The organism is Stappia sp. ES.058, assembly GCF_900105595.1.
In the GTDB taxonomy this organism is placed as follows: domain Bacteria; phylum Pseudomonadota; class Alphaproteobacteria; order Rhizobiales; family Stappiaceae; genus Stappia.
The window spans coordinates 689291-703088 of record NZ_LT629784.1; the positions used below are offsets into that span (position 1 = coordinate 689291).

The window sequence follows — 13798 nt, forward strand, 5'->3', positions numbered from 1 at the left end:
AGTTTGCAATAAATTTTCCGTTTGTTTAACAAATCGCTATTGAATGAGAGTGCGAGTCGTGATTCTTCGGCTCTTTGACGGTGACGGAATCTATGTCTGAAAAAGCCGACGTGAAGATTGCTACGCCTGAAAAGAGCGAGACCTCGAAACCATCGTCGAACGACGCGGGTGTTGAAAAGAAATCCGTGAAAGCGGCCAGCGAGACGAACGAGCAGCGGGTCGTTCCGCTGCGTATTGATCGTGCGGCGGCTGCATTTGCGCGCAAGGCCGAGCTGAACATGCGCCCGCGTCAGGTGCGCCGCTTGCTCTTGGCTGTATCCTTTGTGTTGCTTGTGCTGATTCCCAGTCTTTTCGGTGGGGTGTATTTCCTTGTATTGGCATCCGACCGGTATTCGGCCAGTGCAAGCTTTGCCATTCGCAGTATGGACAGCGTGCCGGCTGGCGGTGATTTCCTTGGTGCGATAGCGGGATTGTCGAGTGTCGGCACGACCACGACAGATTCATATATCGTCCTTGAATATTTGAAGAGCCGTGAGCTGATCGAGAAAGTTCAGAAAGAATTTGATCTGCGTGCAGCCTATAGCAAGAGTAATATAGATTTTATTTATAAATTGGATCAGGGTTCCCCCATAGAAGACATCGTGAGTTATTGGGACTGGATGTTGACGGCGACATATGAGAACACGTCGACGATCCTGAATTTTGAAGTTCAGGCTTTCACCGCAGAAGACGCGGAAGCAATTGCGCAGCTGATCGTCAAGCACTGCCAGGATCTCATCAACAGATTGTCGGAAAAGGCGAGAAAAGATGCTGTCCAATTCGCCCAAAAGGAAGTTGCGATAGCCGAGGTCAGGTTGAAGGTCATGCGCGAAGAGATGCGCAAGTTCCGGTCTTCTTCAAGCGCGGTGGACCCGACGGCTTCGGCTGCGGCGCAGCTCCAGCTTACGACAGGCATCGAGACGCAATTGATCGAACTCAGGGCGCGGCTTGGCACGTTGCTCGCCTCGCTTGATGAGGACTCCCTGCCGGTGGTTCAGCTCCGCAAGCAGATTTCCTCCCTGGAAAAGGAGTTGCTCGACAAGCAGAAGGAGGTCGGCGGAGCAGGCGAAGATGACAGCCGGATCGGCCGGGGCCTGTCCAGTATGCTTTCCGATTTCGAAAAACTGCAGGTGGACATGGAGTTCGCGCAGAAAAGCTATGCGGCCGCATTGTCGTCACTTGAGCGCGCGCGTGCGGAGGCCGACCGCCAGCAACGGTTCCTGGCCGTGTTCATGGCCCCCGGCGTGCCGCAGACGGCAGCCTATCCGTCCCGCGTCACGAACACCCTCCTGGTGATCATCGTGGCGTTGGTCTTTTGGACCATCGCGGTGCTTCTCGCCTATTCCGTCAGGGACAGCATGCGGTAAATCAAGGGCATGGGCGCAAGGCATGCTTGGCCGTTCACGACCAAATGACAATCGCGAAAGCCCAGGGGCAAAGGTCTTTGAATGACGACGACGGCCGACCGGATTGAAAACCCCTTCCTGGTTAAGGTCCGCGTCGTCGGTGCGCTGGTGCTGCGCGAGGCGCGTGTCACCTTCGGATCGGTCAAGCTTGGCTATTTCTGGGCCGTGGCCGAACCTGTTATCGGGACTGCAATCCTGACCATGATTTTCTCCTACATCGCCCGGCATCCCCCGATCGGGACAAGCTTTGCGTTGTTTTACGCGACCGGCATTTTCACCTATCAGATGTATCGAAAATTGGCCGGCTCACTCATGGCCGTGTTTTCCGCAAACCGCGGTCTGCTGGGATACCCCCTGGTGACAGAGCTGGATGTGGTTTTTGGCCGCTTTATCCTGATCTTCCTGACCTATATCGTCATCTTCACGATCTTCTTTACAGGTCTGATCGTGCTTGGACTGGGGCATTTTCCACGGCGGTTTGACATCGTGTTGGGGGCCATCGCCGCGACCGGTCTGCTTGGTCTCGGGGTCGGGTTGGTCAATGCGGTGATTGTGACGCGATGGCCGACCTGGAAGCGCATTGAGGGGATACTGAGCAGACCCTTGTTTTTTATATCGGGTGTGTTTTTCCTTCCCAGCATGTTTCCGCCGACCTTGCGTTATTACATGTCCTGGAATCCTCTGCTTCAAGCGATCGACTGGATGCGTGTCGGGTATTATTCGAACTACAACAGTCTCGTGTTGGATCTTCGTTACTTATGGATCTGTATTGGCATCTTTTTGGTTATTGGCATGGGCGGCGAGCGCCTTTATCGCAAGAATCGCGAATAGCCCTTGATGTTGAGGTGACGTATTTCTGCCGCAGTGTTTTTTACAGTGTGACGCGGTTCAAACCGGCTGCACGCTTCCGTCTTTATATTCGGGTCTGGGCGATCGAATGATCAGTTTCAAAGGGGTTCGCAAGACGTACCGCGTCAACGGCCACCGAAAGGTGGTTATAGACGGGCTGACGCTCGATCTGCCGTCGGATCGCAATGTGGCGATCATCGGTCGGAACGGCGCCGGCAAGTCGACGCTGATGCGGCTGATCGCCGGCGCGGAGTTGCCGGACGAAGGGCGAATTGTCCGCGAGGGGAAGGTCTCCTGGCCATTGGGGTTCGGTGGCGGCTTCAATGGCGAAATGACCGGCATCGAAAATGCCCGCTTTGTCGCTCGCATGTACGGGGAGGATACCGAGCGCGTCGAGGCCTATGTGAAGGACTTTGCGGAGTTGGGCGAATCGATCTACCTGCCGATCCGCACCTATTCGAGCGGGATGAAGGCAAGAATGGCCTTCGGCGTCAGCATGGCGATCGATTTTTCCTATTATCTCATCGACGAGGTGACCGCGGTCGGCGATGCACGTTTCAAGCGCAAATGTGCAGCCGTATTTGAGGAAAAAATTGAGAAAGCGAGGATCATCATGATCTCGCACAGCATGGGCACGATCCGCCGTTTCTGCCAGAGCGGGTGCTTCATGGAAGCGGGGCGCCTGCACTACTACGAAGACCTTGAAGACGCGATTGCAGCGCATCACGAGACTCAAGGCGAGTAGGAGTATTCCAAAGGACAACGGGTTTTGGGAAAAAGCCGGCGGACAGGCGGTTGCTTGTTGCCATATCAAGCTCCAGCGATTACGCGGGCAGGACATTTTCCGATCTGGGAGAATGAAAGGGCATCGGTCATCAAGGGGCGCCGGGTGTGGAAGAAACAACACGGGCCCTTTGCTCCATTGCTGGAGTTGGCCCTTCTTGCGACGTTGGACTAGGTCTAGAGGTTTCGCCGATTGGCTGTCGCCGACCGGATCTGTTGTCTGTGTATCGGGTTGGCATGCAGAGAGCTGGAGCCGAACTCGCGAATTTTTGTGACGGGATAGATAATGTTTGACGACAAGTCGATACTGATTACCGGCGGAACCGGGTCGTTCGGGAAGAAATACACAGAGACGATTCTCTCCCGCTTCAAGCCGCGGCGTATCGTGATCTATTCTCGTGACGAGTTGAAACAGTACGAGATGGCCCAGACGCACGACGATCCCGCCATGCGCTATTTCATCGGCGACGTGCGGGATCTCGGGCGGCTTCGCCAGGCGATGCAGGGCATCGACATCGTGATTCACGCCGCCGCGCTGAAGCATGTTCCCGTCGCCGAATACAATCCCATGGAATGCATCAAGACGAACATCCATGGCGCGCAAAACGTGATCGAGGCCGCCATCGCCGAAGGGGTCTCCAAGGTCATCGCGCTGTCCACCGACAAGGCGGCCAACCCGGTCAATCTCTATGGCGCGACCAAGCTTGCCTCCGACAAGCTGTTTGTTGCGGCCAACAACACGACCGGCGGCAAGGGCCCGGTCTTCTCCGTGGTTCGCTATGGCAATGTGGTTGGCTCGCGCGGATCCGTCGTGCCGCTGTTCAAGCGATTGATCAGCGAGGGCCGGACGCCTCTTCCGGTCACGCATGATGGCATGACCCGGTTCTGGATTACCCTCCAGGAGGGGGTCGACTTCGTGCTGAAGAACTTCACCCGCATGTATGGCGGCGAGATCTTCGTGCCGAAGATCCCGTCCGTGCGGATTTTGGATCTTGTCGAGGCCTACAGCGGCACGCGTGAGGCGGATGTCATCGGCATTCGGCCGGGCGAGAAGCTGCACGAGATCATGTGCCCGGCCGACGACAGCCACCTGACACTCGAGTTCGCCGATCACTTCGTGCTGCGGCCGACGATCCAGTTCCACGACCTGAACAATGATTTCACGACCAACGCGATCGGCGAACACGGCACCCCGGTCGCGGGCGGTTTTGAATATCACTCCGGCAACAATCCCCATTTTCTGAGCGTTTCCGACATTCTCGAGATGGACACCCGCGCCTGACCGGGGCGCCTCCGCTTCCCGGCGGGCCGCTCGACTTGTCCTCGCCCGCCCAACGCGGTGCTAGGCTTTCCTGACATCTGCTCAGGAGCGCCAGACATGGACCGGACGCATTTTCTCGGCCTGCCCTACCTTCAGGCCGCACAGGCCCAGAAGCACGTCACCCACAACGAGGCCCTGCGCCTGATCGATGCCTGCGTGCAGGTCGCGGTGGAAAGCCGCAGCGGCCCGGCCGCGCCGCCGCCTGCGCCGCAGGAGGGCGAGCGCCACATCGTGCCAGTCGCCGCGTCCGGTGCCTGGGCGGGCGAGGACGGCGCTGTCGCAAGCTTTCTGGATGGCGCCTGGCAGTTCGTCCAGCCTGTGGCGGGCTGGCTGGTGTGGGTCCGCGACGAGGAACGGCTCATCGTCCATGACGGGACTGCCTTCGTGCCGGCCCACGGGCTGCGCCTCGACGGGTTGGAACACCTCGGGATCAACGCCACCGCCGACACGACGAACCGATTGACGGTGGCGGGCGGGGGGAGCCTTTTCACTCATGATGGCGCCGGGCACCGAACGACCATCAACAAGGCCGCAGAGGCCGACACGGCAAGCGTTCTGTTCCAGACCGGCTATTCGGGCCGCGCGGAAATCGGGCTGACCGGTGACGACGACCTGCATGTGAAAACAAGCGCGGACGGTGCGACCTGGCACGAGGCGCTGGTGCTGTCGCGCGAAGATGGCGCTGCCCGGCTGCCGGAAGGGCTGCGCCTGGGGGCGGCAGGCAGCCTTCTCCAGCACTACGAGGAGGGCGTCTGGACACCCGAACTTGTGGGCGCGAACGTTGCCGGCACCCCGACCTATAGCGCGAACGCCGGAACCTTCGTGCGCATCGGCGCCCTTGTGTTCGTCACGGCCCGCCTCGCCTGGTCGAGCCTTGGGGACCTGAGCGGCACCGCCGTCATCGCCGGCCTGCCGTATCCCTGCCGAAGCGGCATCGTCAACCGCGCCCCGATGACCACAGCCTGGTACAACAGCGTGTCGATGGGGGCAGACACGACGATGCTCGGCGGCTTCGTCGAGCCGGGCGAAAGCCACATCCGCCTCTGGGGCGCCTATCAGGCCTACGAGGGCACGAATATGTTCCTGACCGAGGCCCATTTGACCGAAACAGGTGAGATATATCTGGGATGCAGTTACATAGCCGGCTGAGTTGGTTCGCGCCACTGAGTGAGTGGTTCAGACCCTTGAAAGCCAAGCGTTGAGACGTTCAATCAGCGCCAGGACGAGCGATGACTTGTCCCTGTACCGTTCGCCAAATATGTGTTCAATACTGTTGTGCCAAATGTCTGAGTTGTCGTTCTTTCTGACCCGCCACTCGATCTCGGAAGAGTTTGCCAATAGTAGCGTTTCTTGACCCAGAGCCCCGGATAGCTCGGCCACCGTGGTGCATGGGGCAATCACCAGATCAAGACAAGAAATCAGAGAAGCGACGCCGTCCAGATCATTGTACTGGTCCAAACCTCTCAGATTTAACAGTCGTCCAGGAAATTTCTTTTCAATGAATGCGAGCTCTTCGGTGCAATCATCATATTGCAAATTGACGAATTGGGCATTTGTTGATTCAAAAAGTGGCATTAGATCATCAACTGAAAGATAATGTTCTTGTCTTGACTGAAGCGTTACGCTACTTCGCCAATTCAATCCAACCAGTGGGCCGGATGATGGGAGCTGTGAGCGAAACTGTTTTGATCGCAACGGATCTGCTTTCAAGTATGCGGAGCCTGAAAAGTCGGACGAATCTTTCAGGAGATCGGCTAGAAGGTCGGTTACGAGGCCCACGCTAGTGGACTTATCGCAATAATCCGCCGCGTGATTGTCCATTGCTGACATGAGGTCGGCAAATGGCAATTTGTCGTATCTGTCAATTAATACGCGTTCATTTCTCAAAATACGTTGAGTGGGAAAAAATTTAATTCCGCTTTCGGTAAAGGAACGCTGAAATAAATTGAAGAGGCGTGGCTCCACGCCAATCGAAATTTCTTCGAATTTCAAAAATTCCTTGACTGTATTATACGTCGAGGCGAAGCGAATTTCATCGCCCGGTCCGTATATTGGGAGCAAAGTGATTGATTTTCCTTCGTAACTGTAGTTGCTATTTGAAATATGCTTTTGGGGGAAGGCGCGAGCTAAGTCTTTCGACACGCCTACTTCACGATAGGTCCTGAAACCATCTGCATAGCGATGGGTTCCCAAGGCGATTTTGCATGGCAGCGTTTGTCCAAGGTCAATTTTTTGACCAGAAGCCTCTGAAAGGAGGCGGTCAGCTTTCAGGTAATTCCCAGTGTAGAGGCAAATCTTGAGAGCCTCATCATAGACAAGCTTGTTTTTGTAGGTTGCTAGCGTTCTGTCAATTAGGGACTCGGCCTCTGCATATCGGTCTAGATAGGTTAGACAACGGCTCGTTGCGACGGCTGATTGATAGCTCTGGCTATCTGATGCAACGGCGTGGATGATGTCGAGTGCGTCTTCAAAGTGGCCGATTTCGAGCAAGGTTTGAACATATGGAATGTCTAGCTTGAAAGCCAGACGGTGTGATTTCAACAAGGTCGTATTTGCCATACCAAATGTGTCCACGCCCTCCATGTCATCAAGACGCGCGATGGCAATTGGTATCATGTTGGGCCGTATACTGGCACAAAGGGCAGCTTCATCAAAAAGATGGTCGAATGAAACATATGGGCAGGTCTTCCAATACAGTTTGAGCGCCCAGGCCGTTTGTGGACCCAAGATATGCATTCCCAATTGAGCCAGGCTGTGTGCAGAGTGGAAGTCGAATAATTGCCAGGCAACTTCGGCTGACATTTCTATGAGTGAATTGCACTGTCCGTCGATTATTGTAGCTGCGCATATCTCATCAAGCGCAACAGAGAATTCAGCGTTGTTAAGCAGAAGACTTGCCCGGTCGCGGCAGACCTTCGGGTCGGTTGCAATGGCGGTCGTCGTTTCTGAATTGTCCGGTCCGTTCAGGTTGGAGGAGTGCTTCTGAACACCCTGCGACATGATCTCATACAGCTCTAGCGAGAGGGAACGATTATGGCTTTCCTCAGCCAGTTTACTGAAAAGAGATGCTGTGTTGATTTCTGGGCGATGCCTGTAGAGATCAAGAAGGAAGGAGTTGGCCGAACGTCTATCCATATAGGGGAGGATGTCCCCAAGAACTGGGACTAATTCTCTTATGTCCAGCTTTGCCGCGATGATCGTTGCGGTAGCTCGATGAAAAATGGGACCTTTATTTTCTACAAATATTTTTATAATTTTACTTGAAAATTTCTTTTCGTGAATTAAAAATGAACCTTTGGGAGCAAAAATTATTTGTGTGAGGGTCGCTAAGGGCGATACCTCTGGCGAGACTATCATGCGCCTCAAAGCCGCAATCGACGATATATCGGATTTTCCTCGCAAATGCGTCAAAGCGGCTATGGGCGGTAAGTCGAGAATCGAAGAATTCACATGATCGCTTGCTTGACTGCGTTCGATTTGCAAAAGGGCCCTATCTCCAGTGATGCGGAAAGCTGCGGCTTGCAAACCCAAATAGTTCTCGGTGACATCCGCCAGATACGTCGGATACTTCAGATAGACGCCGGCGAAGAGCTCAAGCACCGTCAGGTTTCTGCCGCGGTGTTTTTGTGTCCGGTCGTCGGTCAGCCCCCATCCGGCATAGAAGGGGGTTCCGAGGGTCGTTACTGTCAGCCCGCGCAACAGCGCTTCGAGACCCGATAGGGAGGACAGCGTGTAGACGTGATCGACCGTTTCGAGCATGTCGATAAGCGGTCCGTCGGGCGAGACGATCCGTGCGAATTTCTCGATCCGCTCGGCCTTGAACTTGCTGCGCTGGTAGCCGTGATAGATATCCGGATGCGGACGATAGAGGATTTCCGCGTCCGGGTTTTCCAGCTTTGCCAGACGCACGATGTCGCCCATGCGCCAGCCCGCCGAATTCCCCATGCGCACGGCCGCATCATTGTCGACCTGGCCGAGCACCAGGACGCGCCGGCGCGTCTTGACCGAGAAATGTCGCGCCGGGTCGCCGACATCCGGCAGGTTGTATTTCGACAGCCGCTTCTCGATCAGCAGGTCGAGCGCCGAGCGCGCGTTCTCCATAAGGGCCGTGTCGCCGGCGAAATCGTGGCTTGCAAGAATGTCGGCAAGGTCGTTGGGCTCGCCGGCGTTGTAGTAGAGCCCCTTGCTGTCGAAAACCAGTGAGTAGGGTGTCGCGTGGCTTGCGCCGAGCTCGGCCGAGCGCAGGAACCCGTCCTCCACGCGAATGAGCGGGATTCCTTTCTTACGGGCAAAGCGGGCGAGCCAGCCCGGGTCGGTGTAGCCCCAGACGTAGATACGACTTGGCGCCGGCTGCATGGTCTTGGCCGCGCGCCATGCGTCCCATCCGAGAAACTTGCGGGGCGCGAAGGCAATGCGTACGTCCGGGCAGTAGTCGGCCATGAAGCCGTACTTCCAGGCGTTGAAGCCGAAGGCCAGGGCGAGCGGCGCCTCGGGCGTCTTGCGCCAGGCGCGGCCGACCAGATGAAACGCCTCGACACCTGTCGGCGCGTCCGGCAGGGCCGGGGCATAGTGGACCTCATAGGGATACTTGTCGCCGGTCGGGACCTTTCGGTCGAAGAAGGCGAGCGCGCGGTCGTTCAACCCGCTGAGGATCGAGCGGGGTGTCGGCTTCTGGGTAACCCGGTCAAGGGTACTCCCTACAAGTCGTGTCGACTTGCGAAGTACCTTCTCGAGAGACGGCAGGACCCGGACGCGCATAAATGCTCTCTTTTCGTTGTGTTGTCGTGGAAATGGGACAGCTGGTCTCAGCCGAGGTCCGTTTCGCTCAGGCGTTCACCGGCCTCGATGTCACGGGTGGCCGCACATCCGAGAAGCGTCTCGAAGTGGCGTGGCGCCAGGCTGTAGCCGGGCCGGCATATCTTGAGGTTGTCGCGGCTGAAAACCGTGCCTTTCGCGATGTCCCGGCTCGGATAGATCGACTGGCGGAACGGGCGCGATCCGTCCTCGTTCTTCGTTCCGCCATAGCGGACCTCGCCGGAGGCGCGCCAGGCGCGGGTGGTTTCTTCCTTCAGCAGGCGCATTTCCCAGGGTTCGAGGGAAAACGACGAGTCCACCCCACCGTCGGCCCTGTCGAGAGTGAAGTGCTTCTCGATCACGGTGGCGCCATGCACCACCGAGGCGACCGCGACGCCGGTGCCCGGCGTATGGTCCGACAGGCCCACCTGCACGCCGAAACGCCGCGCCATGTCGGGGATCGTCAGCAGGTTGGCGTCCGAGGCATTGGCCGGATACTGGCTGGTGCACTTGAGGAGCACGATGTCGCGCGCGCCCGCATCGCGCGCGATGGCCACGGCCTCGCCGATCTCCGCCTCGCTCGCCATGCCGGTGGACATGATCATCGGCTTGCCCGTGCGCGCGGCCCTGGCGATCAGCGGCAGATGCGTCATCTCGAAGGACGCGATCTTGAACATCGGCACGCCGAGGCTGTCGAGGAAGTCGACCGCGCTTTCATCGAACGGCGTGGAAAAGGCGAGAACGCCGAACTCGGCCGCCGCCGCGAAGAGATCCGCGTGCCAGTCCCAGGGCGTATGCGCTTCCTTGTAAAGGTCGTGGAGCTGCCGGCCGTTCCACAGGCTCTTCGGATCGTCGATCATGAAATCGGGCAACCGGCTGTCCAGCGTGATCGTGTCGGCCGTGTAGGTCTGGAACTTCAGACAGTCGACGCCGCATTGCGCCGCCTGCCGCACGATCTCGAGCGCGCGCTCCTTGGATCCGTTGTGGTTGCCCGACATTTCCGCGATGACGAAAGGCTCGGCATCCTGTCCGATGACACGGTCTCCGATCCTGATCGGCTGGGCCATTTCTACTCTCGCTCACTGCGTTGGGATGTTTCAACCGGGGACCAGAAGAACAGGTCCGGCGCAAAGGGACGATAGCCTGCCTTTGCGAAGAGGCTATGCGATGCCGTATTTCCTGGCAAGATACGGGCTATCTGGATTTCCCCGTCGTGCACATGCTGGAGTTCGCGCAGTGCGCGCAGTGCCACGCCGCATCCGTGAAACTCCGGCGCGGTCACGATTGAGACTTCGCGGCACCGGTCTGGAGCAACTCCGGGCGGAGACGGGCAACCGCTCTTGTCGAGACGCACGAGCCCGGCGGCAATGCCGTCCGTTTCTGCGATGTAGAAGCTGCAGTCTTGATCGGAAAGCTTCCGGTCGAGCCAGTTCAGATGATCCGCCCACGCGGGCACGGACGGGTTGACGGCAAAGCGGCGTGTTGCCGGGTCGCTCTGCCACTCATGCATCAGGCGGGCGTCCTCCATCCGCGCCGGCCTGAGGGCAAGGTGTCCGGTGCGGATGCGCGCGCCAAGTCCGGCCGAGATCGCACGGGTCACGCCCTGTCCGTCGACCAGCTCGCGCGCAGTCATGCTCAAGGAGGCGAGTTGGTCGGACGACAGAAGCGGTTCGACGACACGCAGAGCCCATTCCGCAGCATCGACCTGCGGATCGAAGATGCCGTCGTCGATTGCGGCTCCCGTGTCGGCGAGCGCGCGCGCAACGCCTCTTTGATTGTCCGCGATGACAAGCATGACGCTTGGCAGGCCGAGGCAGCACCGCTCCCAGGCCGATGAGCCGGCCGCGCCGACGGCAAGGTCCATTCGCGACAGGAAGCCGGCCATGTCGCGGATGTCGCGATGAATTTCAAGCCGGGGGCCGATCTCTGCGCGGCGCTCCTCCAGCCTGGCGCCATGCGGATAGGCGCCGCCGACGAGGACATGCAGCGTCAACCCGTGCGCTTGCGCAAGCGGGGCAAGGCCGTCGATCACCCAGCCGGTCGCGTCCGGTTGGTCCGCCCCGCCCATGTTGATCAGCACGTGGTGCGCGGGCCGGCCTTGCGCATAGGCGACGTCACGCGCGGCAAGGGATTGCGGGCGCAGTTCGGCAAAGTCCGGGCGCAGCAGCGCGAACTCCGCTCCGACGAGACATGTGCAGCCATCGGGCACGCGCCCGCGATAGGCGTCGGCGCTCTTCGATAGAGTGGAATCGACAACGACATCCCCGACGTGCGGACGGTCGAGGTCGTCGATGCACAGCATCGGCGCGCCGGGGAATTCCGCCCGCACGATCTCCTCCCACTCCCGGTCGAGGCCGTAATGGTCGACGACGACAAGCGCGGGCCGGTCCAGTCCGGCGGCTTCGGCCGCCGCGCCGGTCGCTTTCGCGTCATGCGCCTGTGTGGTGCCGAGCCAGCGGCCGTAGTCGCCCTGCTCGGGCAAGGGCGCAGGACCGTCCGGTGACAGCAGGTGCAGGTCGTGGCCGGCCTGGTGGATGAGGTCGGCCAGGGCCGGATGCAGGGTACGGCTGACGAAGGTCGCGCGGAAGCCCCGGCGCGCCAGGGCATCCGCCAGGGTCAGGCAGCGCATGACGTGGCCGGTGCCCATGCGGGCCGAGCCGTCGACACGGAAAAGGGCTGCCGGTGACTTCACGACCCCTCGTCCTGCTCAAGCAGCCGGTAGAGCTTTTCCGCGAAGGCCCAGTCGTCGGGGGTGTCGATGTCCTGCGCCCTAGCGCGGTCGAGCCGGTACATTGCGGCAGTCGGCCCGAGGAGCGCGCGCCCGGCGCGCAGCGCCTCCGGCCGGCACCAGTAGAACTGGCCCGCGTCGTGATAGGCGGGCTCCAGATCCTGCGAGCGGGTCCCGGTGTGTTCCGGATAGAAAAGTTCGACCCTGTCGCCGGATCTTCTGAGCGCCCGCTGGATCGGGTAGGCGAACTCCACGCCGGCGAATACATAGTCCGCTTTGCTGTCGACAAGCTGAACCCAGGCCCTGTCCAGATCCTCTGGGCGAACAAAGGGCGCGGTCGCATAGAGGCACAGGAGCGCATCCAGAGGGGCGTCGCGTTCTGCCTCGATCCGCTCGAGCGCGTCGACGAGAACGGCAAGCGTTCCGGTCATGTCGTCGGAGAGGTCGGCTGAACGCATGAAGGGCACCTCGGCGCCGGCTGTGCGGGCGATATCGGCGATTTCCTCGTCATCGGTGGACACCACCACGCGGTCGATGCTGCTGCTCGCCAGCGCCGTGGCAATGGAACGCGCGATCATCGGCACGCCATGAAAATCGCGGATGTTCTTGCGCGGGATCCGCCTGGAGCCGCCCCTGGCTGGAATGACGCAGACCTTCATGCAAGTGCGTCCGCAAGTGCCTCGATGACCCGGTCCTGCTGGTCGAAGGTCATGCCGTGAAACATCGGGATCGAGATCGAGCGGGCGTAGTAGTCCTCCGCCTGCGGGCAATGCCCGGGCCGAAAACCGAGTTTTTCGTAATAGGGCTGAAGATAGATCGGGATGTAGTGCAGGTTGACGCCGATCCCGCTTGCCCGGAGCGCCTCGAAGATCTGCCGGTGTTTTGCCACGTGCCGGTCCTCGCGCAACTGGACGACATAGAGGTGCAGCGCCGACCTCGTTCTCGCGGACCGTTTCGGCAGCACGAGCGGCAGTGCGGACAACCGGTCGTCGTAGCGGTCGGCGAGTTCGTGACGCCGGCTCACGAAGGTGTCGAGCCGCGCGAGCTGCGAGAGACCAAGGGCCGCCTGCATGTCGGTGATGCGGTAATTGAAGCCGAGATCGACCTGCTGATAGTACCAGGGACCGTCCGGCGCCTTCGTCATCAGGTTCTGGTCGCGGGTGATGCCGTGCGAGCGCAGCAAATTCAGTCTTTGCGCGAGGTCGGCGTCTTGCGTCGTGGCCGCGCCGCCTTCGCCCGTCGTGATGATCTTCACCGGATGGAACGAGAACACCGTGATGTCGGAATGGGCGCAGGCGCCCACCGGCGCATTGCCGTCATGCCCTCCCACGGCATGGCTTGCGTCCTCGATCACTTTGAAGCCGTAGGTTCTGGCCAGCGCGCCGATGGCCGCCATGTCGCAGGGCAGCCCGCACAGATGCACCGGGATGACGACCTTGGGCAAGCGGCCCTCGGCCTTGGCCTGTTCAAGCTTCGCCTCGAGTGCGGTCGCGCTCATGTTGTAGGTCTCGGGGCAGATGTCGACGAAATCCACGTCCGCGCCGCAATACAGCGCGCAATTGGACGAGGCCACGAAGGAGACCGGCGATGTCCAGACGAGATCGCCGGGGCCGACGTCCAGAGCCAGACACGCGATATGGAGCGCAGCCGTTGCCGAACTGACCGCAAGGCAATGATCGGCACCGACCGCCTCGCCGAGTGCCTTTTCGAAGCGGGCGATGGCAGGCCCCTGCGTCAGAAAGTCGGAACGCAGGACCTCGACAACGGCGTCGATGTCCGCCGGATCGATTGACTGGCGACCGTAAGGGACGAATTCCATGATCCTTCGGACCTCATCGTGTGAAAGCTTTGTCGGCAGCGCCATGCGTACCGTGAAAA

Annotated in this window: 10 protein-coding genes; 5 read left to right on the top strand and 5 right to left on the bottom strand. The window is 59.5% G+C overall.

The features are described from left to right. The first annotated feature begins 92 nt into the window (after nt 1-92). From BLU32_RS03230 to BLU32_RS03250, 5 genes are all read left to right on the top strand, one after another. Entirely contained in the window at nt 93-1406 is a 1314-nt protein-coding gene (locus tag BLU32_RS03230; RefSeq protein ID WP_157727472.1) for a lipopolysaccharide biosynthesis protein, read from the top strand. An 81-nt stretch (nt 1407-1487) separates the two neighbouring features. Then, on the top strand, nt 1488-2276 hold the full coding sequence (locus tag BLU32_RS03235; RefSeq protein ID WP_093804964.1) for an ABC transporter permease: 789 nt from the start codon (nt 1488-1490) through the stop codon (nt 2274-2276). Nucleotides 2277-2382: 106 nt separating this feature from the next. Continuing rightward, on the top strand, nt 2383-3039 hold the full coding sequence (locus tag BLU32_RS03240) for an ABC transporter ATP-binding protein (protein WP_093804965.1): 657 nt from the start codon (nt 2383-2385) through the stop codon (nt 3037-3039). A 324-nt stretch (nt 3040-3363) separates the two neighbouring features. Beyond that, complete coding sequence (pseB, locus tag BLU32_RS03245) at nt 3364-4359, top strand: UDP-N-acetylglucosamine 4,6-dehydratase (inverting) (protein WP_093804966.1); 996 nt, start codon at nt 3364-3366, stop codon at nt 4357-4359. A 96-nt stretch (nt 4360-4455) separates the two neighbouring features. Beyond that, complete coding sequence (locus BLU32_RS03250) at nt 4456-5547, top strand: DUF2793 domain-containing protein (protein ID WP_093804967.1); 1092 nt, start codon at nt 4456-4458, stop codon at nt 5545-5547. 27 nt (nt 5548-5574) lie between these two features. Here the strand turns inward: BLU32_RS03250 and BLU32_RS03255 are convergent, their stop codons facing one another. From BLU32_RS03255 to pseC, 5 genes are all read right to left on the bottom strand, one after another. Further along, on the bottom strand, nt 5575-9039 hold the full coding sequence (locus BLU32_RS03255; RefSeq protein ID WP_157727473.1) for a hypothetical protein: 3465 nt from the start codon (nt 9037-9039) through the stop codon (nt 5575-5577). Between the two features lie 164 nt (nt 9040-9203). Continuing rightward, the gene (gene pseI / locus BLU32_RS03260; RefSeq protein WP_093804969.1) at nt 9204-10259 is read right to left on the bottom strand and encodes a pseudaminic acid synthase; all 1056 of its coding nucleotides are present in this window, start codon (nt 10257-10259) and stop codon (nt 9204-9206) included. Nucleotides 10260-10261: 2 nt separating this feature from the next. Then, nucleotides 10262-11884, bottom strand: coding sequence for a UDP-2,4-diacetamido-2,4,6-trideoxy-beta-L-altropyranose hydrolase (pseG, locus tag BLU32_RS03265; RefSeq protein WP_093804970.1), 1623 nt, complete (start codon nt 11882-11884; stop codon nt 10262-10264). Then, a complete protein-coding gene (gene pseF, locus BLU32_RS03270; protein ID WP_093804971.1) occupies nt 11881-12579 on the bottom strand; it encodes a pseudaminic acid cytidylyltransferase in 699 nt (232 codons plus the stop codon). Before pseF ends, pseG begins: the two co-directional genes overlap by 4 nt. Next, complete coding sequence (gene pseC / locus BLU32_RS03275) at nt 12576-13739, bottom strand: UDP-4-amino-4,6-dideoxy-N-acetyl-beta-L-altrosamine transaminase (protein ID WP_093810518.1); 1164 nt, start codon at nt 13737-13739, stop codon at nt 12576-12578. Before pseC ends, pseF begins: the two co-directional genes overlap by 4 nt. Between the last annotated feature and the right edge of the window lie 59 nt (nt 13740-13798).

Excerpts from the sequence above, each read along its gene's own strand:
- BLU32_RS03240 (WP_093804965.1), top strand. The coding sequence starts at position 2,383 with ATGATCAGTTTCAAAGGGGTTCGCAAGACGTACCGCGTCAACGGCCAC.
- pseC (WP_093810518.1), bottom strand. The coding sequence starts at position 13,739 with ATGGAATTCGTCCCTTACGGTCGCCAGTCAATCGATCCGGCGGACATC.
- pseI (WP_093804969.1), bottom strand. The coding sequence starts at position 10,259 with ATGGCCCAGCCGATCAGGATCGGAGACCGTGTCATCGGACAGGATGCC.
- pseF (WP_093804971.1), bottom strand. The coding sequence starts at position 12,579 with ATGAAGGTCTGCGTCATTCCAGCCAGGGGCGGCTCCAGGCGGATCCCG.
- BLU32_RS03230 (WP_157727472.1), top strand. The coding sequence starts at position 93 with ATGTCTGAAAAAGCCGACGTGAAGATTGCTACGCCTGAAAAGAGCGAG.
- pseB (WP_093804966.1), top strand. The coding sequence starts at position 3,364 with ATGTTTGACGACAAGTCGATACTGATTACCGGCGGAACCGGGTCGTTC.
- BLU32_RS03235 (WP_093804964.1), top strand. The coding sequence starts at position 1,488 with ATGACGACGACGGCCGACCGGATTGAAAACCCCTTCCTGGTTAAGGTC.
- BLU32_RS03250 (WP_093804967.1), top strand. The coding sequence starts at position 4,456 with ATGGACCGGACGCATTTTCTCGGCCTGCCCTACCTTCAGGCCGCACAG.